Origin of the sequence: Streptomyces sp. A 4/2 (assembly GCF_940670765.1) — a bacterium.
Taxonomy (GTDB): domain Bacteria; phylum Actinomycetota; class Actinomycetes; order Streptomycetales; family Streptomycetaceae; genus Streptomyces.
In genome coordinates this window covers 247,359-271,816 of sequence record NZ_CALNVW010000010.1, presented here as the reverse complement: position 1 = coordinate 271,816, position 24,458 = coordinate 247,359, and the positions used below count along the sequence as shown (strand labels likewise).

37 protein-coding genes are annotated in these 24,458 nt (G+C 67.1%); 2 read left to right on the top strand and 35 right to left on the bottom strand.

All coding sequences use genetic code 11. The annotated features are described in order from the left end of the window. The first annotated feature begins 7 nt into the window (after nucleotides 1–7). Nucleotides 8–952 carry a DUF389 domain-containing protein gene (locus tag NBY69_RS07910; protein ID WP_250299335.1) on the top strand — a complete coding sequence of 315 codons (945 nt, stop codon included), beginning with the start codon at nucleotides 8–10 and terminating at the stop codon, nucleotides 950–952. A gap of 88 nt (nucleotides 953–1,040) precedes the next feature. Here NBY69_RS07910 and glmM read toward each other — a convergent pair whose 3' ends face one another. The 4 genes from glmM to NBY69_RS07890 all read right to left on the bottom strand — a co-directional run bounded on the left by glmM (nucleotide 1,041) and on the right by NBY69_RS07890 (nucleotide 5,555). Beyond that, a complete protein-coding gene (glmM, locus tag NBY69_RS07905) occupies nucleotides 1,041–2,399 on the bottom strand; it encodes a phosphoglucosamine mutase (RefSeq protein WP_250299334.1) in 1,359 nt (452 codons plus the stop codon). A gap of 216 nt (nucleotides 2,400–2,615) precedes the next feature. Further along, nucleotides 2,616–3,152, bottom strand: a complete 537-nt coding sequence (rpsI, locus tag NBY69_RS07900; RefSeq protein WP_374211229.1) for a 30S ribosomal protein S9 — start codon at nucleotides 3,150–3,152, stop codon at nucleotides 2,616–2,618. A 44-nt stretch (nucleotides 3,153–3,196) separates the two neighbouring features. Continuing rightward, the gene (gene rplM, locus NBY69_RS07895; RefSeq protein WP_250299329.1) at nucleotides 3,197–3,640 is read right to left on the bottom strand and encodes a 50S ribosomal protein L13; all 444 of its coding nucleotides are present in this window, start codon (nucleotides 3,638–3,640) and stop codon (nucleotides 3,197–3,199) included. 295 nt (nucleotides 3,641–3,935) lie between these two features. Next, nucleotides 3,936–5,555, bottom strand: coding sequence for an ABC-F family ATP-binding cassette domain-containing protein (locus tag NBY69_RS07890; protein WP_250299324.1), 1,620 nt, complete (start codon nucleotides 5,553–5,555; stop codon nucleotides 3,936–3,938). 263 nt (nucleotides 5,556–5,818) lie between these two features. Between NBY69_RS07890 and NBY69_RS07885 the strand changes: the two genes are divergently transcribed. Next, a complete protein-coding gene (locus tag NBY69_RS07885) occupies nucleotides 5,819–6,691 on the top strand; it encodes a hypothetical protein (protein ID WP_250299318.1) in 873 nt (290 codons plus the stop codon). A 28-nt stretch (nucleotides 6,692–6,719) separates the two neighbouring features. Here NBY69_RS07885 and NBY69_RS07880 read toward each other — a convergent pair whose 3' ends face one another. The 31 genes from NBY69_RS07880 to rplC all read right to left on the bottom strand — a co-directional run bounded on the left by NBY69_RS07880 (nucleotide 6,720) and on the right by rplC (nucleotide 24,447). Next, complete coding sequence (locus tag NBY69_RS07880; RefSeq protein WP_250299316.1) at nucleotides 6,720–7,508, bottom strand: polyprenol monophosphomannose synthase; 789 nt, start codon at nucleotides 7,506–7,508, stop codon at nucleotides 6,720–6,722. Nucleotides 7,509–7,563: 55 nt separating this feature from the next. Beyond that, a complete protein-coding gene (gene truA / locus NBY69_RS07875) occupies nucleotides 7,564–8,415 on the bottom strand; it encodes a tRNA pseudouridine(38-40) synthase TruA (protein ID WP_250299313.1) in 852 nt (283 codons plus the stop codon). 147 nt (nucleotides 8,416–8,562) lie between these two features. Then, the gene (gene rplQ, locus NBY69_RS07870) at nucleotides 8,563–9,063 is read right to left on the bottom strand and encodes a 50S ribosomal protein L17 (protein ID WP_250299308.1); all 501 of its coding nucleotides are present in this window, start codon (nucleotides 9,061–9,063) and stop codon (nucleotides 8,563–8,565) included. Between the two features lie 111 nt (nucleotides 9,064–9,174). Then, the gene (locus NBY69_RS07865) at nucleotides 9,175–10,197 is read right to left on the bottom strand and encodes a DNA-directed RNA polymerase subunit alpha (RefSeq protein ID WP_250299306.1); all 1,023 of its coding nucleotides are present in this window, start codon (nucleotides 10,195–10,197) and stop codon (nucleotides 9,175–9,177) included. Between the two features lie 122 nt (nucleotides 10,198–10,319). Further along, on the bottom strand, nucleotides 10,320–10,724 hold the full coding sequence (rpsK, locus tag NBY69_RS07860; protein ID WP_125496499.1) for a 30S ribosomal protein S11: 405 nt from the start codon (nucleotides 10,722–10,724) through the stop codon (nucleotides 10,320–10,322). A 72-nt stretch (nucleotides 10,725–10,796) separates the two neighbouring features. Continuing rightward, entirely contained in the window at nucleotides 10,797–11,177 is a 381-nt protein-coding gene (rpsM, locus tag NBY69_RS07855) for a 30S ribosomal protein S13 (RefSeq protein WP_164264459.1), read from the bottom strand. A gap of 192 nt (nucleotides 11,178–11,369) precedes the next feature. Then, nucleotides 11,370–11,483, bottom strand: coding sequence for a 50S ribosomal protein L36 (gene rpmJ / locus NBY69_RS07850; protein WP_003956441.1), 114 nt, complete (start codon nucleotides 11,481–11,483; stop codon nucleotides 11,370–11,372). A 62-nt stretch (nucleotides 11,484–11,545) separates the two neighbouring features. Further along, nucleotides 11,546–11,767: a translation initiation factor IF-1 gene (gene infA / locus NBY69_RS07845; protein ID WP_003956442.1), complete on the bottom strand. Its 222-nt coding sequence runs from the start codon at nucleotides 11,765–11,767 to the stop codon at nucleotides 11,546–11,548. Between the two features lie 163 nt (nucleotides 11,768–11,930). Beyond that, nucleotides 11,931–12,776 (bottom strand): type I methionyl aminopeptidase, encoded by an 846-nt coding sequence (map, locus tag NBY69_RS07840; protein ID WP_250299568.1) that lies wholly within the window; start codon nucleotides 12,774–12,776, stop codon nucleotides 11,931–11,933. A gap of 126 nt (nucleotides 12,777–12,902) precedes the next feature. After that, complete coding sequence (locus NBY69_RS07835) at nucleotides 12,903–13,559, bottom strand: adenylate kinase (RefSeq protein WP_250299305.1); 657 nt, start codon at nucleotides 13,557–13,559, stop codon at nucleotides 12,903–12,905. Next, nucleotides 13,559–14,872, bottom strand: coding sequence for a preprotein translocase subunit SecY (secY, locus tag NBY69_RS07830; RefSeq protein ID WP_250299303.1), 1,314 nt, complete (start codon nucleotides 14,870–14,872; stop codon nucleotides 13,559–13,561). Before secY ends, NBY69_RS07835 begins: the two co-directional genes overlap by 1 nt. Nucleotides 14,873–15,085: 213 nt before the next feature. After that, the gene (gene rplO / locus NBY69_RS07825) at nucleotides 15,086–15,541 is read right to left on the bottom strand and encodes a 50S ribosomal protein L15 (protein ID WP_250299301.1); all 456 of its coding nucleotides are present in this window, start codon (nucleotides 15,539–15,541) and stop codon (nucleotides 15,086–15,088) included. A gap of 1 nt (nucleotide 15,542) precedes the next feature. After that, nucleotides 15,543–15,725: a 50S ribosomal protein L30 gene (rpmD, locus tag NBY69_RS07820; RefSeq protein ID WP_024491595.1), complete on the bottom strand. Its 183-nt coding sequence runs from the start codon at nucleotides 15,723–15,725 to the stop codon at nucleotides 15,543–15,545. Next, the gene (gene rpsE / locus NBY69_RS07815) at nucleotides 15,725–16,327 is read right to left on the bottom strand and encodes a 30S ribosomal protein S5 (RefSeq protein WP_250299297.1); all 603 of its coding nucleotides are present in this window, start codon (nucleotides 16,325–16,327) and stop codon (nucleotides 15,725–15,727) included. The genes rpmD and rpsE overlap by 1 nt, the downstream gene beginning before the upstream one ends. A 46-nt stretch (nucleotides 16,328–16,373) precedes the next feature. After that, nucleotides 16,374–16,757, bottom strand: coding sequence for a 50S ribosomal protein L18 (gene rplR, locus NBY69_RS07810; protein ID WP_250299294.1), 384 nt, complete (start codon nucleotides 16,755–16,757; stop codon nucleotides 16,374–16,376). A gap of 3 nt (nucleotides 16,758–16,760) precedes the next feature. Next, complete coding sequence (rplF, locus tag NBY69_RS07805) at nucleotides 16,761–17,300, bottom strand: 50S ribosomal protein L6 (RefSeq protein ID WP_250299292.1); 540 nt, start codon at nucleotides 17,298–17,300, stop codon at nucleotides 16,761–16,763. A gap of 21 nt (nucleotides 17,301–17,321) precedes the next feature. Then, nucleotides 17,322–17,720, bottom strand: coding sequence for a 30S ribosomal protein S8 (gene rpsH, locus NBY69_RS07800; protein WP_164264452.1), 399 nt, complete (start codon nucleotides 17,718–17,720; stop codon nucleotides 17,322–17,324). 209 nt (nucleotides 17,721–17,929) lie between these two features. Further along, nucleotides 17,930–18,115 carry a type Z 30S ribosomal protein S14 gene (locus NBY69_RS07795; RefSeq protein ID WP_024491590.1) on the bottom strand — a complete coding sequence of 62 codons (186 nt, stop codon included), beginning with the start codon at nucleotides 18,113–18,115 and terminating at the stop codon, nucleotides 17,930–17,932. A 2-nt stretch (nucleotides 18,116–18,117) separates the two neighbouring features. Then, nucleotides 18,118–18,675, bottom strand: coding sequence for a 50S ribosomal protein L5 (gene rplE / locus NBY69_RS07790; protein ID WP_164264451.1), 558 nt, complete (start codon nucleotides 18,673–18,675; stop codon nucleotides 18,118–18,120). Then, complete coding sequence (gene rplX, locus NBY69_RS07785; RefSeq protein WP_164264450.1) at nucleotides 18,675–18,998, bottom strand: 50S ribosomal protein L24; 324 nt, start codon at nucleotides 18,996–18,998, stop codon at nucleotides 18,675–18,677. Before rplX ends, rplE begins: the two co-directional genes overlap by 1 nt. A 2-nt stretch (nucleotides 18,999–19,000) precedes the next feature. Next, nucleotides 19,001–19,369: a 50S ribosomal protein L14 gene (rplN, locus tag NBY69_RS07780; RefSeq protein WP_003966950.1), complete on the bottom strand. Its 369-nt coding sequence runs from the start codon at nucleotides 19,367–19,369 to the stop codon at nucleotides 19,001–19,003. A gap of 112 nt (nucleotides 19,370–19,481) precedes the next feature. Then, nucleotides 19,482–19,766, bottom strand: a complete 285-nt coding sequence (gene rpsQ / locus NBY69_RS07775) for a 30S ribosomal protein S17 (RefSeq protein ID WP_250299290.1) — start codon at nucleotides 19,764–19,766, stop codon at nucleotides 19,482–19,484. Then, a complete protein-coding gene (gene rpmC, locus NBY69_RS07770) occupies nucleotides 19,766–19,990 on the bottom strand; it encodes a 50S ribosomal protein L29 (protein ID WP_028812369.1) in 225 nt (74 codons plus the stop codon). The genes rpsQ and rpmC overlap by 1 nt, the downstream gene beginning before the upstream one ends. After that, complete coding sequence (gene rplP, locus NBY69_RS07765) at nucleotides 19,990–20,409, bottom strand: 50S ribosomal protein L16 (RefSeq protein ID WP_164264448.1); 420 nt, start codon at nucleotides 20,407–20,409, stop codon at nucleotides 19,990–19,992. The genes rpmC and rplP overlap by 1 nt, the downstream gene beginning before the upstream one ends. A gap of 5 nt (nucleotides 20,410–20,414) precedes the next feature. After that, nucleotides 20,415–21,260: a 30S ribosomal protein S3 gene (gene rpsC / locus NBY69_RS07760; protein WP_250299284.1), complete on the bottom strand. Its 846-nt coding sequence runs from the start codon at nucleotides 21,258–21,260 to the stop codon at nucleotides 20,415–20,417. Further along, the gene (gene rplV, locus NBY69_RS07755; RefSeq protein WP_006604878.1) at nucleotides 21,260–21,607 is read right to left on the bottom strand and encodes a 50S ribosomal protein L22; all 348 of its coding nucleotides are present in this window, start codon (nucleotides 21,605–21,607) and stop codon (nucleotides 21,260–21,262) included. Before rplV ends, rpsC begins: the two co-directional genes overlap by 1 nt. 41 nt (nucleotides 21,608–21,648) lie before the next feature. After that, nucleotides 21,649–21,930 carry a 30S ribosomal protein S19 gene (gene rpsS / locus NBY69_RS07750; protein WP_164264446.1) on the bottom strand — a complete coding sequence of 94 codons (282 nt, stop codon included), beginning with the start codon at nucleotides 21,928–21,930 and terminating at the stop codon, nucleotides 21,649–21,651. Between the two features lie 12 nt (nucleotides 21,931–21,942). Beyond that, on the bottom strand, nucleotides 21,943–22,779 hold the full coding sequence (rplB, locus tag NBY69_RS07745) for a 50S ribosomal protein L2 (RefSeq protein ID WP_164264445.1): 837 nt from the start codon (nucleotides 22,777–22,779) through the stop codon (nucleotides 21,943–21,945). Between the two features lie 39 nt (nucleotides 22,780–22,818). Beyond that, complete coding sequence (gene rplW, locus NBY69_RS07740) at nucleotides 22,819–23,142, bottom strand: 50S ribosomal protein L23 (protein ID WP_164264444.1); 324 nt, start codon at nucleotides 23,140–23,142, stop codon at nucleotides 22,819–22,821. Continuing rightward, complete coding sequence (gene rplD / locus NBY69_RS07735) at nucleotides 23,142–23,795, bottom strand: 50S ribosomal protein L4 (RefSeq protein ID WP_250299282.1); 654 nt, start codon at nucleotides 23,793–23,795, stop codon at nucleotides 23,142–23,144. The genes rplW and rplD overlap by 1 nt, the downstream gene beginning before the upstream one ends. Nucleotides 23,796–23,802: 7 nt before the next feature. Continuing rightward, the gene (gene rplC / locus NBY69_RS07730) at nucleotides 23,803–24,447 is read right to left on the bottom strand and encodes a 50S ribosomal protein L3 (protein ID WP_250299280.1); all 645 of its coding nucleotides are present in this window, start codon (nucleotides 24,445–24,447) and stop codon (nucleotides 23,803–23,805) included. Nucleotides 24,448–24,458: the final 11 nt, after the last annotated feature.

The window sequence follows — 24,458 nt, the reverse complement described above, 5'->3', positions numbered from 1 at the left end:
TACCCGCGTGCTGCATCTGCGCCTGATCGTGCCCACCGACCGTACGGACGAGGTGCTGCGCCTGGTGCGGGACACCGTGGGCACCACGCACCTCGTGGTGCTGCCCGGTGTGGCCCACGATCCGCAGGGCGACGTGGTGATGTGCGATGTGGCGCGCGAGGCGGGCGACGATCTGATCGGCGCGCTGCGCGGACTCGGCATCGACCGGGAGGGGTCGATCACGCTGGAGAACATGGACCTGACGCTCTCCGCGTTCGCCGACAAGGCCGAGGCCGATGCGCCCGGCGAGGGATCGGACGCGGTGCTGTGGGAGGAGCTGACCAAGGCGACCGACGAGGAGTCCACGTTCAGCATCACCTATGTGGCGTTCATGGCCGTGGCGACGATGCTCGCCGCCTGCGGTGTGATGCTCGACAACTCGATCCTGATCGTGGGCGCGATGGCGGTCGGCCCCGATTTCGGCCCGCTGGCGGGGATCTCGACGGCGATCGTGCAGCGTGCTCCACGCCTGGTGGTCCGGTCGCTGTGGGCACTGATCGGCGGGTTCGCGTCGGCGATGGCGCTGACGGCCGGGTTCGCCTGGATGATGAACGCCTTCGGGCTCTTCACGATGCAGATGATCGAGGCGGACCGCCCCAACACGTCGTTCATCTGGCAGCCGAACTGGATGTCCTTCGTGGTGGCGTTCCTCGCCGGCATCGCGGGAACGCTCTCGCTCACCTCGGCGAAGTCCGGGGCCCTGATCGGTGTGGCCATCTCGGTGACGACCGTACCGGCCGCCGCGAATGCCGCGGTGGCGTTCAACTACCGCGATTACGCGCAGACTTGGGGTTCGGTCGGCCAGCTGATGGCGAACCTCGGCGGGATCGTGCTCGCGGGCACGCTGACCCTGCTGGTGCAGAAGGCCCTGCAGTCGGCACGCCGCCGCCGTACGCCACAACCGGCCGGCTGAACCAGCCGTCCGGTTGCCGTACGCACACCGCCCCGCCCGCAGCACGGCGGGCGGGGCGGGGCGGCGAAAGGACCGCGGCGGGCGGGACCTACCCCAGCGCCGACTTGACCACGTCGGCCAGCCGTCCGGCCACCGACCGGGCCTGCTCGATGTCCGCCGCCTCGACCATGACCCGTACCAGCGGCTCCGTGCCCGAGGGGCGGAGCAGTACGCGGCCGGTCGAGCCCAGCTCGCGCTCGGCCTCGGCGACGGCGGTCATCAGCTGGGCGGAGGTGGTGACCCGCGACTTGTCCACGTCCGGGACGTTGATCAGGACCTGCGGCAGCCGCTCCATCACGCCCGCCAGCTCGGCGAGCGAACGGCCGGTGGCCGCCACCCGGGCGGCCAGCATCAGACCGGTCAGGGTGCCGTCGCCGGTCGTCGCGTGGTCCAGCACGATGACGTGGCCTGACTGCTCGCCACCCAGCGCGTAGCCGTGCTCCTTCATCGACTCCAGCACATAGCGGTCGCCCACCGCGGTCTCGACCAGCTCGATGCCCTCACGCTGCATGGCGATCTTGAAGCCGAGGTTGGACATCACGGTGCCCACCACGGCGTTCCCGCGCAGGGTGCCCGCCTCACGCATGGCGAGGGCCAGCACGGCGAGGATCTGGTCCCCGTCCACCTCTTCGCCGGACGCGTCCACGGCGAGGCAGCGGTCGGCGTCGCCGTCGTGCGCGATGCCGAAGGCGGCGCCGTGCTCGACGACCGCGGCCTTGATCAGGTCCAGGTGGGTCGAGCCGCAGTTGTCGTTGATGTTCAGCCCGTCGGGCTCGGCGCCCAGGGTGACGACCTCGGCCCCGGCCCGGGTGAACGCCTCGGGCGAGACCCGGGAGGCCGCGCCGTGCGCCTCGTCGAGGACGACCTTGAGGCCGTCGAGCCGGTTGGGCAGGACCGCGATGAGGTGGGCGACGTACTGGTCGAAGCCTTCGTCGTACGTGTGCACCCGGCCCACACCCGCGCCGGTCGGCCGCTCCCACGGCTCGCCGCCGCGGTGCTGGTCGTAGACCGTCTCGATCCGGTCCTCCAGCTCGTCGGCGAGCTTGTGACCGCCGCGGGCGAAGAACTTGACGCCGTTGTCCGGCATGGCGTTGTGACTGGCGGAGAGCATCACGCCGAAGTCGGCACCGAGCGCACCGGTGAGATACGCCACCGCGGGGGTGGGCAGCACACCGACGCGCAGGACGTCCACGCCCGCGCTCGCGAGGCCCGCGACGACGGCGGCCTCCAGGAACTCTCCGGACGCGCGCGGATCTCGTCCGACCACCGCCTTGGGCCGATGGCCCTCGAACGTGCCCGCCTCTGCGAGTACGTGCGCCGCGGCGACCGAGAGGCCGAGCGCGAGCTCCGCCGTCAGATCCACGTTGGCGACACCGCGCACACCGTCCGTGCCGAAGAGTCGTCCCACTTGCTGTCCTCCGAAAGAAAGCTCCGAAAATACGGGTCCCCGAGCGCCCTGAACGCCTTGAACGTCTCGTACGACGCCTCGTGCGACGCCTTGTACGACGCCTTGTGCCGTTATACGCCGGGGGGCCCGATAAACGAACGCCCCGGCAGCACAGAAGGTGCCGCCGGGGCGAACGTCATACGAACAGGGTCGTGCATGCAGCCCTGCAAGCGGTATTTAGCGCTTGCTGTACTGCGGGGCCTTACGGGCCTTCTTGAGACCGGCCTTCTTGCGCTCGACCGCACGGTCGTCGCGGGAGAGGAAGCCGGCCTTCTTCAGCGTGGCGCGGTTGTTGTCCACGTCCGCCTCGTTCAGCGAGCGGGCCACACCGAGGCGCAGGGCGCCGGCCTGGCCGGAGACGCCGCCACCCGAGATGCGGGCGATGACGTCGTAGCGGTCGTCGAGCTCGAGCACCTTGAAGGGCTCGTTGACTTCCTGCTGGTGCACCTTGTTGGGGAAGTAGTCCTCAAGGGTGCGACCGTTGATCTTCCACTTGCCGGTGCCCGGAACGATCCGGACGCGGGCAATGGCGTTCTTGCGACGGCCCAGGCCGGCCGCCGGCTGCGGGTCGCCGAAGCGGCCCGCGAGCGACTCGCTGGTGTACTCGCCCTCGACGGGGACCTCGGACTCGAAGGTGGTCACCTCGGCGAAGGTCTCTTCGCCCTCGGTGCCCGCCACGTCGTCGGTGGGCGTCTCTGCAGTGGTCTCGGCCACGATTCTCCTCAGATCTTTCTGGATGTCTTAGGGGGCGGCCGGAACTACTGCGCGACCTGGGTGATCTCGAACGGAACAGGCTGCTGAGCAGCGTGCGGGTGCTGGTCTCCCGCGTAGATCTTCAGCTTCGAGAGCACCTGACGACCCAGGGTGTTCTTGGGGATCATGCCCTTGATGGCCTTCTCGATGGCCTTCTCGGGGCTCTTCTCGAGCAGCTCGTCGTAGCGGACGGAACGCAGACCACCCGGGTAACCGGAGTGGCGGTACGCCATCTTCTGGGTCTTCTTGTTGCCGGAGAGGTGAACCTTCTCGGCGTTGATGATGATGACGAAGTCGCCCATGTCCATGTGCGGGGCGTAGATCGCCTTGTGCTTGCCCCGCAGGAGGGTGGCGGCGGTCGTCGCCAGACGGCCCAGGACGATGTCCTGCGCGTCGATGATGTGCCACTGGCGAGTGACATCGCCGGGCTTGGGGCTGTACGTACGCACTTCGTAGCCTTCGCTTCTTCAGTGGATGAGGTCCAGACACACGGCACCGCTGAAGCGATCACATGCAGCTGGGGCTCACAATGCCGGGGACACTGCCCGTATGCGAGCCTCTGGTAACTGCTCCAGGGAACCTACGTAAGGGCCCTTCGCGTGAGAACGACGAAGCCAATACGTATAACAAAAGCCGAGACTACCCGCGTTCCCTCACCCGGGTCAAAACGCCTCAGCACCCGCGCCCGGACCGCTCACCCGCCGCTTCCCAGCGGCAGGATCCTGATCGGAGGTACCGGGAGGATCATCGGGCCCGTGCCACCCGCCGCTCGTCCCACACCGGCTCCGGCGTCTCCCGTACGACACCGTCCGAGCCGAAGACCAGGTACCGGTCGAAGGACTTGGCGAACCAGCGGTCGTGGGTGACCGCGATCACCGTGCCGTCGTACGCCTCCATGCCCTCCTGGAGCGCCTCCGCGGACTCCAGGTCCAGGTTGTCCGTCGGCTCGTCCAGCAGCAGCGCCGTCGTGCCCGCCAGCTCCAGGAGCAGGATCTGGAAGCGCGCCTGCTGGCCGCCGGAGAGCTTCTCGAAGCTCTGGTCGCCCTGGCGCTCCAGCTCGTACCTGCGCAGTACGGACATCGCGGCGCCCCGGTCCTTGGCGTGCTCGGTCCACAGGATGTCGACCAGGGTGCGGCCCAGCAGCTCCGGGTGGGCGTGCGTCTGGGCGAAGTGGCCGGGGACGACGCGCGCGCCGAGCTTCCACTGGCCGGTGTGGGCCACGGCCCCGTCGGCGAGCAGCCGCAGGAAGTGCGACTTGCCGGAACCGTTGGACCCGAGAACCGCCACCCGCTCGCCGTAGTAGATCTCCAGCGAGAACGGCTTCATCAGCCCGGTCAGCTCAAGGTTCTCGCAGGTCACGGCCCGCACGCCGGTACGGCCGCCGCGCAGCCGCATCGTGATCTCCTGCTCGCGCGGCGGCTCGGGCGGCGGCCCGGCGTCCTCGAACTTCTGGAAGCGGGTCTGCATCGCCCGGTACCGCGAGGCCATGTCGGGGCTGATCGCCGCCTGGTTGCGCAGCCGCAGCACCAGCGCCTTCAGCCGGGCGTGCTCCTCGTCCCAGCGCCGCTTCAGCTCCTCGAAGCGGGCGAAGCGCTCCTTGCGGGCGGCGTGGTACGTGTCGAATCCGCCGCCGTGCACCCAGACGTCCGAGCCCGCCGGGCTCGGCTCCACGCTCACGATCTTCTCGGCGGCGCGGGACAGCAGCTCCCGGTCGTGGCTGACGAACAGGACCGTCTTGCGGGTCTCCTTCAGCCGCTCCTCCAGCCACCGCTTGCCGGGTACGTCCAGGTAGTTGTCCGGTTCGTCGAGCAGCAGGACCTCGTCCGGGCCGCGCAGCAGCGCCTCCAGGACCAGCCGCTTCTGTTCACCGCCCGACAGCGTCCGCACCTCGCGGAACTGGGCCTTCTCGTACGGGACCCCGAGCGCCGCCATCGTGCAGATGTCCCAGACGGTCTCGGCCTCGTACCCCTGCACCTCCGCCCAGTCGCTCAGCGCCTGCGCGTACTTCATCTGCGCGGCCTCGTCGTCGACGGTCATGATCAGGTGCTCGGCGGCGTCCACGGCCTGCGCGGCCTCCCTGATCCGCGGCTGGGCCACCGAGACGAGCAGGTCCCTGACCGTACGGTCGTCCCGGACCGAGCCGACGAACTGCCGCATCACCCCGAGCCCGCCGCTCACCGAGACGCTCCCGCCGTGCGGCTGCAACTCCCCCGCGATCAGCCGCAGCAGCGTGGTCTTCCCCGCGCCGTTCGCCCCCACCAGGGCCACGACCGCGCCTTCCCCCACCCGGAACGAGGCGTCACCGAGGAGCACCCGCCCGTCCGGCAAGTAGTACTCCAGATGTCCCGCTTCAAGATGTCCCATGAACGGATTGTCGCCCACCACGACGGCCCGGAGGCAACCCCATTTCGATCGGCACCCGCGACGCCGCCCCCCATGTGCCGGTCGGTCCAACGACCTCACCCGCGATAGCGAGCGGGCTCCCGACGCCCTGCGACTCCGCCTCCGGCGTTGTCGTCAGTCGCGAGGGCTCCGCCATCCCTCCCTCCTCCGCCTTGGATGCGAAGCCGCATGACGCCGCTCGCTGATCCACTCTCCATCGCGGGTGAGGTCGTAAGATGCGCGCCATGAGCTTTGGGCAAGGGGGGCCCTCCTGGGGGCCGGGGGATCAGCAAAGAAATCCGCAGCACAGTCCGCAGACTCCTGACTGGACCGCACTCGCCGACGCGAGCGCCGCGCGCGGCCGTCGTAAGAAGTGGCTGCTGATCGGGGGCGGCGTACTGGCGACCGCCGCGGTGGGCGCGATCGTGGCCACCGCCGTCGTCTCGGCGGGCAAGGGAGCGGACTCCGCGGACAAGAACGCCAGCCAGCTCCCCTCACCCGAGGCGCTGCCCAGCAAGTCCGGCGAGGCCATACCCTCCTTCACCCCGAAGGCGCCCGCGCCGCCGCCGAATCCGAAGGACTACATCTCCAGCTCGAAGAAGGACAAGGCGCCGCTCAGCGCCAACACCCTCTTCCCGGGCCCGAATCTGACGGTGGGCGACCACACGTACGCCAAGGGCGCCACGCACCGCACCACCGCCTGCGGCTCCGTCACCCAGGGCGCACTCGGCGCCGTCCTGGTGAACAACGGCTGTGGCCAGGTCATCCGGGCCACCTTCAGCAAGGGCGGCGTCGCCGTCACCATCGGGGTCGCGGTCTTCGACACCGAGGCGCAGGCGCAGCAGGCCGTGAAGCAGTCGTCCGGCGGCATCGCCTCGCTCAGCGGCGGCGGGGTCCCCACCTTCTGCCGCAACGGCTCGGTCTGCCGCCGGGTCGGCAACTCCTACGGCCGCTATGCCTACTTCACGGTCGGTGGGTTCACCAGCGGCAAGAACGTCGCCCAGTCCGACGCGAACGTCTTCACGGCCGGTGACGACGTGGCCGAGTTCACCTTCCGTCAGATCGTCGCCCGCGGACAGGCCCAGGCGTCCGCCGCGGCCGGCGCACCCGCGGGCTGACCCGCCCCGCCCCGCTCACGGCCACCTGTCAGCGCACGCGGCTGCGGTCACGGATCCGCAGCCGCAGCGGCACCAGCGCCGACTCGATCTGGGTCGACAGGTTCATCTTCGAGACTCCCTCGGTCCGCTCCTCGAAGCGGATCGGGATCTCCACACCGGTGTAACCACGGCGTACGGCGAGGAACTTCAGCTCCACCTGGAAGCTGTAGCCGGCGCTGCCCAGCGTCGTCAGGTCCACCCCCCGCAGCGTGTCCGCCCGCCACAGGTTGAACCCGGCCGTGATGTCCCTGATCCGGGTGTTCAGCACGGTGCGCGCGTACCGGTTGGCGAAGCGCGACAGCACCTTCCGGTGCCAGCCCCAGTCCTCGTCGAGCGAGCCGCCGTCCACGTACCGGCTGCCGACGACGAACCCCGCGTCGGTGGCCAGCGCCGTCCCCAGCATCTGCGGCACGACGTGCGCGGGGTGGCTGCCGTCGGCGTCCATCTGCACGACGAACTCGGCGCCCTCGTCGAGCGCGGCGAGCATCCCCGCGGCGTAGGCCCGCCCGAGGCCGTCCTTCTCCGTACGGTGCAGCACCGTCATCCGGGTGCGGCCCCCCGCGTTGTACCCGGCGGCCAGCTCGTCCGCCAGCCGCCCGGTACCGTCGGGGCTGGAGTCGTCGACGATCTTCAGCTGAAGGCCCGTCAGCGGCAGCCCCAGCACGGTCTCGGCGATCCGCGGCAGATTCGTCACCTCGTTGTACGTCGGCATCACCACGGTCAGCGGCAGCCGGCCCCACTCCTGGGGAATCCGCTCGCTCGCAGAGGGCTGGGCCATGGGTCCTCCGTACATGGGTCGGGTGAGCACCGCGCGGCGGACCGACGGCCGCCGCTCAGCAGCAGCCGGACCCCGGCAGCGTCCGCATATTACGGGCCTCCCTGCTCCGCGCGGCGAGCAACTCGTCGGCGGGGTACCCGACTTCCTCCAGGGTCAGCCCATGTGGCCGCACCACCCGCACCGAGGAGTCCCGCACCGCGGCGGCCAGTACCTCACCCGGCCACTCCACCGGCCGGTGCCCGTCGCCGACGGACAGCAGGGCGCCCACCAGCGAGCGCACCATGTTGTGGCAGAAGGCATCGGCCCGCACGGTCCCGGTCACGATCCCGTCGGTACCGCGCTCCCAGATCAGCTGCTGGAGGGTACGGATGGTGGTCGCGCCCTCCCGCTTCTTGCAGTACGCCGCGAAGTCGTGCTCGCCGAGCAGCAGCCGCGACGCGTCGTTCATCGCCGCGACGTCCAGCTCCCGGTCGTGCCAGAGGACGTGACCCCGCAGCAGCGGGTCGACCCCGCCCGGACGGTCCGTCACGCGGTAGGCGTACCGCCGCCAGACCGCCGAGAACCGCGCGTTGAAACCGGCGGGCGCCTCCGCCACCCGCCACACCCGTACGTCCTGCGGAAGCCGCCCGGCCAGCCGCCGCAGCAGCTTGTCCCCGTGCTCCTCCCACACCTCGACGGGCAGGTCGACCTGCGCGACCTGGCCACGCGCGTGCACGCCCGCGTCGGTGCGCCCGGCCACCGTCAGGTCGTACGTCCTGGGCGACCGGGTCACCGTACGGATCGCCGACTCCAACTCGCCCTGTACGGTGCGCCGTTCGTTCTGCTTCGCCCAGCCCGAGAAGTCCCTGCCGTCGTACGCAAGGTCCAGCCGCACCCGCACCGAACCAGGCTCCACCTCGTCACTCACCCGCGCGTCCTCTCCTCTAAAAGCACAGCACCACTGAAAGCTCGGCACCACTGAAAGCTCGGCACCACAAAAGAACGGCACCACAAAAGAACGGGCCCGCACCGCCCCGAAGGGAGATACGAGCCCGTCCAGCAGTCTTCAGAACGCTCAGGCGTCCTTGGACTCCTCAGCGGCCTCGACCGGCTTGGCGTCCTCGACGACCTCGGCCGGGGCCTCGGTCTTGGGCGCCGCGTCCTTGGCGGCACGCTTGGTCGCGGCCTCGGCCTCACCGGTGGCCTCCTGGGCCACGGTCAGCGCCTCGACCAGCTCGATGACCGCCATCGGGGCGTTGTCGCCACGACGGTTGCCGATCTTGGTGATGCGGGTGTAGCCACCGGGGCGGTTCTCGTACCGGGGGGCGATCTCGGTGAAGAGCGTGTGGACGACGCCCTTGTCCGTGATCGACTTCAGCACGAGGCGACGGTTGTGGATGTCACCGTTCTTCGCCTTGGTGATGAAACGCTCCGCGACCGGACGCAGGCGGCGAGCCTTGGCCTCGGTCGTGGTGATGCGGCCGTGCTCGAACAGCGACTTCGCGAGGTTCGCGAGCAGCAGACGCTCGTGCGCGGCGCTGCCGCCCAGACGGGCACCCTTGGCAGGCTTCGGCATGGTGTTGCTCCTTGTGATCTGCACCGGCCGTATCAGGTACCGGTGTCAGTTACCGGGGGCTGGTGCCCGCCGGAAGTTCAGATCCGGGGCCCTCTCGGGCCCCGGGACGTGCTAGTACTGCTCGGTCTCCACGAAACCGGCGTCCGCGTCGTCGTCGGCGCCGAACGCGTCAGCAGCCGCGGTCGGGTCGAATCCGGGCGGGCTGTCCTTGAGCGCCAGGCCCATGCCGGCCAGCTTCGCCTTGACCTCGTCGATCGACTTCGCACCGAAGTTGCGGATGTCGAGCAGGTCGGCCTCGGAACGCGCCACGAGCTCACCCACGGAGTGGATGCCCTCGCGCTTGAGGCAGTTGTACGACCGAACGGTGAGCTCCAGCTCCTCGATCGGCAGGGCGAGATCGGCGGCGAGCGCGGCGTCCGTCGGCGACGGGCCCATGTCGATGCCCTCGGCGTCGATGTTGAGCTCACGGGCCAGACCGAACAGCTCGACCAGGGTCTTACCGGCCGACGCCATGGCGTCACGGGGACGCATGGCCTGCTTGGTCTCGACGTCGACGATCAGCTTGTCGAAGTCGGTGCGCTGCTCGACACGGGTCGCCTCGACCTTGTACGTGACCTTCAGCACCGGGGAGTAGATGGAGTCGACCGGGATACGGCCGATCTCCTGGCCCAGCTGCTTGTTCTGCACGGCGGAGACGTAGCCGCGACCGCGCTCGACGGTCAGCTCCATCTCCAGCTTGCCCTTGCTGTTCAGCGTGGCGAGCACCAGGTCGGGGTTGTGCACCTCGACACCGGCCGGCGGGGCGATGTCAGCAGCGGTGACCTGGCCGGGGCCCTGCTTGCGCAGGTACATCACGACCGGCTCGTCGTGCTCCGAGGAGACGACCAGCTGCTTGATGTTGAGGATGAGGTCGGTCACGTCCTCCTTGACGCCCGGCACGGTGGTGAACTCGTGCAGGACACCGTCGACGCGGATGCTGGTGACAGCGGCGCCGGGGATGGAGGAGAGGAGCGTGCGGCGGAGCGAGTTGCCGAGGGTGTAACCGAAGCCCGGCTCCAGCGGCTCGATGACGAACCTGGAGCGGTACTCGTCGACGACCTCTTCGGTCAGCGACGGACGCTGAGCGATAAGCATGTGGTGATCCTTCATTCGTGGGCGCCCACTATTTGACGCCCCCAAGTACTACAAGGGTACGGGCGGCACGGCACCGAAGCGCCGTACCGCCCGAGAGTCCTGCAGGTCCGGCCCGTAACGGGTCAGACGCGGCGACGCTTGGGAGGGCGGCAGCCGTTGTGCGGGGTGGGCGTGACGTCCTGGATCGAGCCGACCTCGAGGCCGGTGGCCTGGAGGGAGCGGATCGCGGTCTCACGGCCGGAGCCGGGACCCTTGACGAAGACGTCGACCTTGCGCATGCCGTGCTCCTGCGCGCGACGGGCGGCCGACTCGGCAGCCATCTGCGCGGCGAAGGGGGTGGACTTGCGCGAGCCCTTGAAGCCGACGTGGCCGGCGGAGGCCCAGGAGATCACGTTGCCCGAGGGGTCCGTGATCGAGACGATGGTGTTGTTGAACGTGCTCTTGATGTGGGCATGCCCATGAGCGACGTTCTTCTTTTCCTTGCGGCGCACCTTCTTGGTAGCACCCTGACGGCCCTTAGGAGGCATGTCTTACTCCCGTTGGAGTGGAGGTGATCGGTCCTACAGCGAAGACCGCTGAACAGCGTCCCTAGCTGAGGACTACTTCTTGCCCGGCTTCTTCTTACCGGCGATCGCGCGACGCGGGCCCTTGCGGGTACGAGCGTTCGTGCTGGTGCGCTGGCCGTGGACCGGAAGTCCACGACGGTGACGCAGACCCTGGTAGCAGCCGATCTCGACCTTGCGGCGGATGTCGGCCTGGATCTCGCGGCGGAGGTCACCCTCGGTACGGAGGTTGGCGTCCACGTACTCGCGGATCTTGACCAGGTCCTCTTCGGCCAGATCACGAACGCGGGTGTTGGGGTCAACACCGGTGGCGGCCAGGGCCTCCTTGGACCGGGTGCGCCCGATGCCGAAGACGTAGGTGAGGGCAACCTCCACGCGCTTTTCGCGCGGGATGTCAACACCTGAAACGCGTGCCATTCAATGGCTCCTGTTGATATCGGGGGTCTTCCGCAGAGCCTCTCCCAGACAAAAGTGCCTACAGATGCGTAGGCACGATTCCGGGTCCCCGGCCCCCGCCGGAGGTGTCGCCCGCTGTGTCAGCTGGGCGGGCCCTGCGTATGTACGTATTTACGTGCGTCGCGCGAAGAACTGCGAGGTGCAGGTCGTGCGTCAGCCCTGGCGCTGCTTGTGGCGCAGGTTGTCGCAGATGACCATGACCCGACCGTGACGGCGGATCACCTTGCACTTGTCGCAGATCTTCTTGACGCTCGGCTTGACCTTCATGGGATGTCAGGTTCTCCGGGTCGGTGCCACCACCCCACCGCGAAGCGGGATGCGGGCAAGATCTACTTGTAGCGGTAGACGATCCGACCACGCGTCAGGTCGTAAGGAGACAGCTCCACCACGACCCGGTCATCCGGGAGGATGCGGATGTAGTGCATCCGCATCTTGCCGCTGATGTGCGCTAGGACCTTGTGACCGTTCTGAAGTTCCACCTTGAACATTGCGTTCGGGAGGGACTCGATCACGGTGCCCTCGATTTCGATGGCACCTTGCTTCTTGGCCACGCTTCGCCCTTCGAATCGGCTACCTTGATCGACTCCGTACAGCACGCATGAAGACATACGGGTATACGCGAGCCGACGAGTCAGTCTACGTCAGGGCATCCGTAAAGACGAATCCGGGAAGGATGCCCTGCTGTCAAGATCCTTAAGCCGGTCGGCCGAAGACTCAGCCGAGCGGGTCGGGGGCGGTCGTGACACCCAGCTCGGCCAGCTTGGCCTTGCCGCCGTCGGGCGCGGTCAGCACGATCAGGCCCTCCTCGGTCAGCGCGATCGAGTGCTCCCAGTGCGAGGACCAGGTCCCGTCGGTCGTGATGACCGTCCAGTCGTCGTCCAGCACCTGGGTCCGCGGGGTGCCCAGCGAGACCATCGGCTCGATCGCCAGGCAGAACCCGGGCACCAGCTTCGGGTTGTGCCGGCCGATGAGGCGCCGCTTGTCGACGTAGTTCAGCAGATGCGGGTCCATGTGCATCTCCGAGCCGATGCCGTGGCCCCCGTAGTCCTCGATGATCCCGTACTTGCCGGAGGACGGGCGGGGCTGGCGGCGGATGTAGCCCTCGATCGCCTTCGAGACCTCGGCCAGCCTGGCGCCCTTCTTCATCGCGGCGATCCCGGCCCACATCGACTCCTCGGTCACCCGGGAGAGCTCGACCAGCTCCGGGGCGTGCCCCGTGCCGACGAACGCGGTGTACGCCGCGTCGCCGTGCCAGCCGTCGATGATGGCGCCGCAGTCGATCGAGATGATGTCGCCGTCCTTGAGGACGGTCCTGTCGTCGGGGATGCCGTGGACCACGACCTCGTTCACCGACGTACAGATCGTGGCGGGGAACCCGCCGTACCCGAGGAAGTTCGGCTTCGCGCCGTGCTCGGCGAGCACCTTCCGGGCCACCTGGTCCAGATCGTTCGTGGTCGCCCCGGGCACCGCGGCTTCCCGGGTCGCGGAGTGGATCGCGGCAACGACCAGCCCCGCCTCACGCATCTTCGCGATCTGCTCGGGAGTCTTGATCTCCACCATCGAATTGCCTTCCCCGTCGAACCCGGATTGTGTGTGCGACACCGGATTGTGAGTGCGCCAGATGTCTGTTCAACAGTACGGCCGCGGCGTCCTGGGGACACCGCGGCCGTCTGGATACGTACTGCGTCAGGCCCGGTCGGCCCGAAGGGCCTCCATGGCCCGCTCGGTCACCTCGGTGACCTTGCCGAGCGCGGAGATCGTGACCACCAGGCCCTGGGCCTTGTAGTGGTCGATGATCGGCTCGGTCTCGGCGTGGTAGACCTCCAGGCGACGGCGGACCGTCTCCTCGCTGTCGTCACCGCGCTGGTACAGCTCGCCACCGCAGATGTCACAGACACCGTCCTGCTTGGGCGGGCTGTACACCAGGTGGAAGACATGCTTGCCGTCGTTGCGGCAGGTACGCCGACCTGCGATCCGCTTGACGACCTCGTCCTCGGGGACCTCAAGATCCAGCACCGCGTCCAGCTTCTGCCCCGCGGACTTCAGCGACTCGTCGAGCGCCTGGGCCTGCGCGACGTTCCGCGGGAAGCCGTCGAGGAGGAACCCTCCCACGGCGTCCGGCTGGGACATGCGGTCCTGTGCCATCCCGATGGTGACCTCGTCGGGCACCAGGTCGCCGGCGTCCATGTACGCCTTGGCCTGCTTGCCCAGCTCCGTGCCCTGACTGATATTGGCACGGAAGAGGTCGCCCGTGGAGATGTGCGGGATCACCAGGTTCTTGGCAAGGTACGCGGCCTGCGTTCCCTTGCCCGCCCCGGGCGGTCCGACGAGGACGATACGCATCAGCGGAGGAACCCTTCGTAATTGCGCTGCTGGAGCTGGCTCTCGATCTGCTTCACGGTCTCCAGACCCACACCCACGATGATCAGGATGCTCGTCCCGCCGAACGGGAAGTTCTGGTTCGCACCGAAGCCCACCAACGCCATCGTTGGGACAAGAGCGATCACACCCAGATACAGCGACCCCGGCCAGGTGATCCGGTTGAGTACGTAACTCAGGTACTCAGCGGTCGGTCGGCCAGCCCGGATGCCCGGGATGAAGCCACCATACTTCTTCATGTTGTCGGCGACTTCCTCGGGGTTGAACGAGATCGCCACGTAGAAGAAGGCGAAGAACACGATCAACAGGAAGTACGAAACGATGTAGGCGGGGTGGTCGCCCTTGACCAGGTTGTCCTTGATCCAGGTCGCCCAGCCCGCGGTCGAACCGCTGAACTGCACGACGAGACCAGGGATGTAGAGCAGCGACGAAGCGAAGATGACCGGGATCACACCGGCCTGGTTGACCTTCAGCGGGATGTAAGTGGACGTACCGCCGTAGGACTTCCGGCCGATCATGCGCTTCGCGTACTGAACGGGGATCCGGCGCTGGGCCTGCTCCACGAAGACGACGAGGCCGACCATGGCCAGACCCACCAGGATCACGGCGCCGAATTCGATCCAGCCGTCCGCGAGCTTGCCCTGCTGCTTGACGGCCCACAGCGCACCGGGGAAACCGGCGGCGATCGAGACGAACATCAGGATCGACATACCGTTGCCGATGCCCTTGTCGGTCACGAGCTCGCCGAGCCACATCACGACGCAGGTACCGGCGGTCATGCAGATGACCATGGTGACGGTGATGAAGATCGACTGGTCGGGCACGATCTGGCTGGCGACCGGGCAGCCGCTGAACAGCGCGCCGGTACGGGCGGTGGCCACCAGGCCGGTGCCCTGAAGGATCGCGAGCGCGACCGTCAGATAACGCGTGTACTGCGTGACCTTCGCCTGGCCGGACTGCCCTTCCTTCTTCAGGGCTTCCAGCCGCGGGATCACCACGGTCAGCAGCTGAAGGATGATGCTCGCCGTGATGTACGGCATGATGCCGAGCGCGAAGATGGTGATCTGCAACAGCGCGCCACCACTGAACATGTTGACCAGACCGAACAGACCCTGGTTGGTCTTCGTCTGGTCCATGCAGGTCTGCACGTTCGAGTAGCTGACACCGGGAATCGGGATGTGCGTCCCGAGCCGGTAGATCACGATGATGGCGAGTGTGAAGAGCAGCTTCTTGCGCAGGTCGGGCGTCTTGAACGCTCGGGCGAACGCGGTGAGCACGGTGCCTCCTGCGACCCCCGCGCGGTCTGCGTCAGAGGTGACGGTCTTGAGGTTCGATGAGTACGTATCGGTCAATAGCCGCGCGGATACACCACGCTGGGTTCAGACAGTGCAGCGCCACCTTACCGGCGACCCCGCCCCCTAGGAACGACCAACCGGGGATGCCCTTTCAAAAGGGCATCCCCGGTTGGGTGTTCAGGTCATCGAGTCGTCTCAGACGAGCTCGGTGACGGTGCCGCCCGCGGCGGCAATCTTCTCCTTGGCGGAGCCGGAAACGGCGTCAACCGAAACCGTCAGCGCCACGGAGATCTCGCCCTGGCCAAGGACCTTGACGAGGCAGTTCTTGCGCACCGCGCCCTTGGCGACCAGGTCGGCCACCGTGACGTCCCCACCCTGCGGGTAGAGCTCACCGAGCTTGTCCAGGTTCACGACCTGGAACTCGGTGCGGAACGGGTTCTTGAAGCCCTTGAGCTTCGGGAGACGCATGTGGAGGGGCATCTGCCCACCCTCGAAGCGCTCCGGAACCTGGTAACGGGCCTTCGTGCCCTTGGTACCACGACCTGCGGTCTTACCCTTCGATGCCTCACCACGGCCCACACGGGTCTTGGCGGTCTTGGCACCGGGGGCGGGCCGGAGGTTGTGGACCTTCAGCGGGTTGTTCTCCGCCATGTCAGTCGACCTCCTCAACCGTCACGAGGTGGCGGACGGTGTTAGCCATTCCGCGGAACTCGGGGCGGTCCTCCTTGACAACCACGTCGTGCAGGCGCTTGAGCCCGAGCGAACGCAGGGTGTCGCGGTGGTTCTGCTTGCTGCCGATGTACGACTTCGTCTGCGTGATCTTGAGGCGAGCCATTACGCACCCGCTCCCGCACGCGCACGGAGCAGAGCCGCGGGGGCGACGTCCTCGAGGGGCAGACCACGGCGAGCCGCGATCTCCTCGGGACGCTGCAGGCCCTTGAGGGCCGCCACGGTCGCGTGCACGATGTTGATCGCGTTGTCGGAGCCGAGCGACTTCGACAGGATGTCGTGAACGCCGGCGCACTCCAGAACGGCGCGCACCGGGCCACCGGCGATAACACCGGTACCGGGGGAAGCAGGCTTCAGCAGGACGACGCCCGCGGCCTTCTCGCCCGTGATCGGGTGCGGGATGGTGCCCTGGATACGCGGGACCTTGAAGAAGCTCTTCTTGGCCTCTTCGACGCCCTTGGCGATGGCCGCGGGAACTTCCTTGGCCTTGCCGTAACCGACACCTACGGTGCCGTCACCGTCTCCGACCACGACGAGCGCGGTGAAGCTGAAGCGACGACCACCCTTGACAACCTTGGCAACGCGGTTGATCGCGACTACGCGCTCAACGTAAGCGGTCTTCTCGGCGGCAGCGCCACCGTCGCGACCCTTCCGGTCCCGCCGCTCGCCGCCACCGGCACCGCTTCCGCGGCGCTGGGGTCCAGCCATTGGATTTACCTCTCTCTGTTACGTCCGTTAGTCCCGGAACCGGGGCTTAGAACTTCAGCCCGGCTTCGCGGGCGGCGTCAGCCAGAGCGGCAATGCGCCCGGCGTACCTGTTGCCACCACGGTCGAACACGACAGCCTCGACACCCGCGGCCTTCGCACGCTCGGCGACGAGCGCACCGACCTGCTGCGCCTGGGCGCTCTTGTCGGCCTCGCCACCGCGGATCGAGGTGTCCAGGGTCGACGCCGACGCGAGCGTGTGGCCCGCGATGTCGTCGATGACCTGCGCAACGATGTTGCGGTTGGAACGCGTCACGACCAGGCGCGGACGCTCCGGCGTACCGGAGATGTGCTTGCGCACGCGGACGTGGCGGCGCTTGATGGCAGCGCGCTTGTACGCGTCGCCCTTGGCGATCTTCACACCGTATGCCATGGCTTACTTACCCGCCTTTCCGACCTTGCGGCGGATAACCTCGCCGGCGTACTTGACGCCCTTGGCCTTGTACGGGTCGGGCTTCCGCAGCTTGCGGATGTTAGCGGCGACCTCGCCGACCTTCTGCTTGTCGATGCCCTCGACGCTGAGCTTCGTGGGCGACTCGACCTTGAAGGTGATGCCCTCGGGGGCAACGACGACGACCGGGTGGCTGTAGCCCAGGGCGAACTCCAGGTTGGAGCCCTTCGCCTGGACGCGGTAACCGACACCGCTGATCTCGAGCGCCTTGCTGTATCCCGCGGTCACGCCGGTGATCATGTTCGCCACCAGCGTGCGGGACAGGCCGTGAAGGGCCTTGTTCTGACGCTCGTCGTTAGGACGGACGACGTTCAGCACGCCGTCCTCGCCCTTGGTGACCTCGATCGGCGCGGCGACGGTGTGCGTGAGGGTCCCCTTGGGGCCCTTCACCGCGACCGTGCGGCCATCGATGGTGACGTCCACACCGGCGGGAACCTGGATGGGGAGCTTGCCGATTCGCGACATTAGCTTTTCCTCCGTTCCCGACTACCAGACGTAGGCGAGGACTTCCCCACCTACGCCCTTCTTGCTGGCCTGCTGGCCGGTCAGGAGACCGTGGGACGTGGAGATGATCGCCACGCCCAGGCCGCCGAGAACCTTCGGCAGGTTGGTGGACTTCGCGTACACACGCAGACCCGGCTTCGAGATCCTCTTGATGCCGGCGATCGAGCGCTCGCGGTTCGGGCCGAACTTCAGCTCGAGAACGAGGTTCTTGCCGACCTCGGCGTCCTCGGTCTTCCAGCCGGTGATGAAGCCCTCCTGCTGGAGGATCTCCGCGATGTGCGACTTGATCTTGCTGTGCGGCATCACGACGGAGTCGTGGTACGCCGAGTTTGCGTTACGCAGACGCGTGAGCATGTCTGCGATGGGATCAGTCATGGTCATGAATTGGCCTTCGGCCTCTCTCGCCGGGGTTTCCTGTATGCGCCATCCCTCTCCCCACTCAGTGGCGGGACGGGTGCGGTGCGGGGACCTACGGCGTAGTAAGTCGGTCTAGGGCGGCAGACGCCCAACCCCGCAAGCCTACGGCATGCGGAGCGGGGCTTCTGCCGACCAGATACTTACCGAGAGCCTCTGGTTTATCCCGGAAGGGATTACCAGGAGCTCTTGGTCACGCCCGGCAGCTCGCCACGGTGGGCCATCTCACGAAGGCACACGCGGCACAGGCCGAACTTGCGGTAGACGGAGTGGGGCCGGCCGCAGCGCTGGCAGCGGGTGTACCCGCGGACGCCGAACTTCGGCTTGCGGGCGGCCTTAGCGATCAGGGACTTCTTCGCCACGGTCAGTTCTCCTTGAACGGGAAGCCGAGGTGACGAAGGAGGGCACGACCCTCGTCGTCATTGGTCGCCGTGGTGACCACGGTGATGTCCATGCCCCGGACCCGGTCGATCTTGTCCTGGTCGATCTCGTGGAACATGACCTGCTCCGTGAGACCGAAGGTGTAGTTGCCACGGCCGTCGAACTGCTTCGGCGACAGGCCACGGAAGTCACGGATACGCGGAAGCGCGAGCGACAGCGTACGGTCCAGGAACTCCCACATGCGGTCACCGCGGAGGGTGACGTGGCAGCCGATCGGCTGCCCCTCGCGCAGCTTGAACTGCGCGATCGACTTGCGGGCCTTGGTGACGGCCGGCTTCTGACCGGTGATCGTGGTGAGGTCCTTGATGGCACCGTCGATCAGCTTGGAGTCGCGGGCGGCGTCGCCCACACCCATGTTGACCACGATCTTGACGAGACCGGGGATCTGCATGACGTTCTCGTAGGAGAACTCCTCACGCAGCTTGCCGGCGATTTCCTCGCGGTAGCGCGTCTTCAGACGCGGCGCAGTGGTGGCAGTCATCAGATGTCCTCACCGGTCCGCTTGGCAACGCGGATCTTGTTGCCCTCGTCGTCAAAGCGGTAGCCGACGCGGGTGACGACCTTCTTGCCGTCCTTCTCCACAACCAGCTGAACATTGCTGACGTGGACAGGGGCTTCGGTCGTCACGATGCCACCGGTCTGCGAACCACGAGCGGTCTGGCCGGCCTTGGTGTGCTTCTTGACCCGGTTGACACCCTCGACGAGGACACGGTTCTGCGTGGGGTAGGCAACGATGACCTTGCCCTGCTTGCCGCGGTCCTTACCGGTGATGACCTGAACCAGGTCGCCCTTCTTGATCTTCATGCTTACAGCACCTCCGGCGCGAGCGAGATGATCTTCATGAACTTCTTCTCGCGCAGCTCACGGCCCACCGGGCCGAAGATACGGGTGCCGCGGGGGTCGCCGTCGTTCTTCAGAATGACGGCGGCGTTCTCGTCGAAGCGGATGTACGAGCCGTCCTGGCGGCGGCGCTCCTTGACGGTGCGAACGATGACCGCCTTGACGACGTCACCCTTCTTCACGTTGCCACCGGGGATCGCATCCTTGACGGTGGCGACGATAACGTCGCCGATACCCGCGTAGCGGCGACCCGAGCCACCGAGAACACGAATGGTGAGAATTTCCTTCGCACCCGTGTTGTCGGCGACGCGAAGTCGCGACTCCTGCTGGATCACGTCTATCTCCTGATCGTCTGCCGGTTCCCGGCGGGGGAACCCGCGTAAGTGACTTACGCGGGTCCCCCACCGAGCCTGGCGGAACTGACCTGAGCGATGAGCTCAGGGATTATTACTTGGCCTTCTCAAGGATCTCGACGATGCGCCAGCGCTTCGTCGCGGAGAGCGGACGCGTCTCCATGATGACCACACGGTCGCCCACGCCTGCGGCGTTGGCCTCGTCGTGCGCCTTGAGCTTGTTCGTACGGCGGATGACCTTGCCGTACAGCGCGTGCTTGACGCGGTCCTCGACAGCGACGACGACGGTCTTGTCCATCTTGTCGCTGACGACGAGACCCTCACGGGTCTTGCGGAAACCGCGCTGCTCAGTCGTCTCAGTCACATTCTTCTCGCTCATCAGGCGCTCTCCACCGTCTCGATGCCCAGCTCGCGCTCACGCATCAGGGTGTAGATCCGGGCGATGTCCTTACGGACGGACTTGAGCCGACCGTGGTTCTCGAGCTGCCCGGTCGCCGCCTGGAAGCGGAGGTTGAACAGCTCTTCCTTGGCCTCACGGAGCTTGGCGACGAGGTCCTCGTCGTTCAGCTCACGCAGCTCGGTCGCCTTGGTACCGGCCGCCATCACGACTCACCTGCCTCGCGCCGCACGATGCGGCACTTCATCGGAAGCTTGTGGGCGGCGCGGGTGAGCGCCTCCTTAGCGACCTTCTCGTTCGGGTAGGACAGCTCGAACATCACCCGGCCGGGCTTGACGTTCGCGATCCACCACTCCGGGGAACCCTTACCGGAACCCATGCGGGTCTCGGCAGGCTTCTTGGTGAGCGGACGGTCCGGGTAGATGTTGATCCAGACCTTGCCGCCACGCTTGATGTGGCGGGTCATCGCGATACGAGCAGCCTCGATCTGGCGGTTCGTCACGTACGCCGGCGTCAGCGCCTGGATGCCGTACTCACCGAATGCGACCTCAGTGCCACCCTTCGCCATACCACTGCGCTTGGGGTGGTGCTGCTTGCGGTGCTTGACCCTACGAGGGATCAGCATGTCGGTCAGGCCTCCGTTCCAGTGCTCTCAGCCGGAGCAGCGGCGGCGGGAGCGTCGGCCTTGGGGGCCTCTGCTGCCGGCGCGGTCTGCTGCGGCTTGCGGCCGCGGCCGCCACGCTCGCCACCACGGCCACCACGGCCGCCTGCGGCCGGACGGTCGCTGCCGCCACCACGGGCCGGGCGGTTACCCGCACGGGCCGCAGCGTTCTCGGCGCGGACCTCGGCGATGTTCTTGACATTGCCCTTGTAGATCCAGACCTTCACGCCGATGCGGCCGAAGGTCGTCTTGGCCTCGAAGAAGCCGTAGTCCACGTTCGCGCGGAGCGTGTGCAGCGGCACACGACCCTCGCGGTAGAACTCCGAACGGGACATCTCGGCGCCGCCGAGACGGCCACCGCACTGGATCTTGATGCCCTTGGCGCCGGCCTTCATCGTCGACTGCATGCTCTTACGCATGGCGCGACGGAAGGAGACACGCGAGGACAGCTGCTCGGCGACGGCCTGGGCCACCAGCTGAGCGTCCACCTCGGGGTTCTTGACCTCGAGGATGTTGAGCTGGACCTGCTTGCCGGTCAGCTTCTCCAGCTCGCCGCGGATGCGGTCGGCCTCGGCGCCGCGGCGGCCGATGACGATGCCCGGACGAGCGGTGTGGATGTCGACGCGGACGCGGTCGCGGGTGCGCTCGATCTCAACCTTCGAGATACCGGCGCGCTCCATGCCCTTCGTCATCATGCGACGAATGGCAACGTCTTCCTTGACGTAGTCCTTGTACAGCTTGTCGGCGTACCAACGGGACTTGAAGTCCGTGGTGATGCCGAGCCGGAACCCGTGCGGGTTAACCTTCTGGCCCATTACCGGGTTCCTTCCTTGCTGCTGACGACCACGGTGATGTGGCTGGTCCGCTTGCGGATCCGGTAGGCACGGCCCTGGGCGCGCGGACGGAACCGCTTCAGGGTCGGGCCCTCGTCGACGTACGCCTCGGAAATGACGAGGCTGCCGGCGTCGGTGTGGTCGTAATTGTGTGCAGCGTTGGCAATGGCGCTGTCCAGCACCTTGCCAACCGGCACGCTCGCGGCCTGCGGGGCGAAACGCAGGACGGCCTGAGCCTCCGTGGCATCCATGCCACGGATAAGGTCCACCACGCGGCGGGCCTTCATGGGCGTGACGCGGATGTACCGCGCCTGGGCCCTGGCTTCCATGGTTGTCCCTTCGGTGTCGTTCATAGTCTTCGCACCCCGCCTTAGCGGCGCTTCGACTTGCGGTCGTCCTTGACGTGGCCGCGGAAGGTGCGGGTCGGCGCAAACTCGCCGAGCTTGTGGCCGACCATCGACTCGGTGACGAACACCGGGACGTGGATCTTGCCGTTGTGCACCGCGATGGTGTGTCCCAGCATGTCCGGGATGATCATCGAGCGCCGGGACCAGGTCTTGATGACGTTCTTGGTGCCTGCTTCGTTCTGTACGTCCACCTTCTTGACAAGGTGTCCGTCGACGAAAGGCCCCTTCTTGAGACTGCGCGGCATCTAAACCCGCTCCTAGCGCTTCTTGTTCGTCTTGCGGCGGCGGACGATGTACTTGCTCGAAGCCTTCTTCGGCGAGCGAGTACGACCCTCCTTCTGACCCCACGGGCTGACCGGGTGGCGACCACCGGAGGTCTTACCCTCACCACCACCGTGCGGGTGGTCGACCGGGTTCATCGCGACACCGCGGACGGACGGGCGAACGCCCTTCCAGCGCATACGACCGGCCTTGCCCCAGTTGATGTTCGACTGCTCGGCATTGCCGACCTCGCCGATGGTGGCGCGGCAGCGGATGTCGACCAGACGGACCTCGCCCGACGGCATACGAAGGTGCGCCATGGCGCCTTCCTTCGCGAGCAGCTGGACCGAAGCACCCGCGGAACGGGCGATCTTCGCTCCGCCACCGGGACGCATCTCGATGGCGTGGATGGTCGTACCGACCGGGATGTTGCGCAGCGGCAGGTTGTTGCCCGGCTTGATGTCGGCACCTGCGCCGTTCTCCACCCGGTCGCCCTGGCCCAGCTTGGCCGGGGCGAGGATGTAGCGCTTCTCGCCGTCTGCGTAGTGCAGCAGCGCGATGCGCGCGGTGCGGTTCGGGTCGTACTCGATGTGCGCGACCTTGGCCGGCACGCCGTCCTTGTCGTGACGACGGAAGTCGATCACACGGAAGGCGCGCTTGTGTCCGCCACCCTGGTGGCGAACGGTGATCCGGCCGGTGTTGTTACGGCCGCCCTTGCTGTGCAGAGGGCGAACCAGCGACTTCTCCGGCGTGGACCGCGTGATCTCGACAAAGTCGGCGACGCTGGAGCCACGACGGCCCGGGGTCGTCGGCTTGTACTTGCGGATACCCATTTCTCAGTCCTCGTCCGATTCCGGACGACTCGGACTCCGTTAGGAGACCGGGCCGCCGAAGATGTCGATACGGTCGCCCTCGGCAAGGGTCACAATGGCGCGCTTGGTGTCAGCGCGCTTCCCGAACCCGGTGCGGGTGCGCTTGCGCTTGCCCTGGCGGTTGATCGTGTTGACCCCGGTGACCTTGACCGAGAAGACCGCTTCCACGGCCTGCTTGATCTGGGTCTTGTTGGAGCCCGGCGCGACGATGAACGTGTACTTGTTCTCGTCGAGCAGCGCGTAGCTCTTCTCGGAAACAACCGGCTTGACGAGGACGTCGCGCGGGTCCGTGAAGGTCTTGCTGGTAACGGTCGTCTCAGCCATCAGACGTCGCTCCCTTCGGTCTCAGTGGTGGCCTTGGGGCCAGACACGAAGGACTCGAAGGCGGCCTTGGTGAAGACCACGTCGTCGGAGACGAGCACGTCGTACGTGTTCAGCTGGCCCGGCTCCAGGAGGTGCACCTGGGGCAGGTTACGGGCGGACAGCCACGCGGCCTCGTCCGAACGCTCGGCGACCAGGAGCACGTGCTTGCGCTCGCTGACCTTGCCCAGCAGGGACTTCGCGGCCTTCGTGGAGGCAACGCCCTCGACCACGCCGGAGACGACGTGGATACGAGCGTTCTGGGCCCGGTCGGTGAGGGCACCGCGCAGAGCGGCGACCTTCATCTTCTTCGGGGTGCGCTGCGAGTAGTCACGCGGCTGCGGGCCGTGGACGACGCCACCGCCGGCGAACTGCGGCGCACGGGTCGAACCCTGGCGCGCGCGGCCGGTGCCCTTCTGGCGGTAAGGCTTCTTACCGCCACCGCGGACTTCGCCGCGACGCTTGGTCTTGTGCGTGCCCTGACGGGCCGCGGCCAGCTGCGCGACAACGACCTGGTGGATCAGCGGGATGCTGATCTTGGCGTCGAAGATCTCCGAGGGGAGTTCGACGGTCCCGGCCTTGTCGCCTGCCGGCGAAAGGATGTCAATGGTGCTCATCGGTTCCTCAAGCCCCCTTGGCCGCGGTACGGACCAGGACGAGGCCGCCGTTCGGACCGGGGACCGCGCCCTTGATGAGCAGCAGACCCTTCTCCGCGTCAACGGCGTGGACGGTCAGGTTCTGGGTGGTGACCCGCTCGTTGCCCATGCGGCCCGCCATGCGCATGCCCTTGAAGACACGGCCCGGGGTGGCACAGCCACCGATGGAGCCAGGCTTACGGTGCACTCGGTGGGCACCGTGGGAAGCCTTGCCACCCTTGAAGTTGTGGCGCTTCATGACACCGGCGAAGCCCTTGCCCTTGCTCTTGCCCGTGACATCAACCTTGATGCCGGACTCGAACACCTGGGCGGTGATCTCCTGGCCCAGCGTGTACTCGCTGGCGTCAGGGGTGCGGAGCTCCACCAGGTGGCGGCGCGGAGTCACGTCGGCCTTGGCGAAGTGGCCCTTGAGGGGCTTGTTCACCTTGCGAGGGTCGATCTCGCCGAAGGCGATCTGGACCGACTCGTAGCCGTCGATGTCGTTCGTACGGACCTGCGTCACGACGCACGGCCCGGCCTTGACGACGGTCACCGGGACAACCCGGTTGTTCTCGTCCCAGACCTGGGTCATGCCGAGCTTCTCGCCCAGGACGCCCTTGATGTTCTTAGTCATCTCGCGCGTCA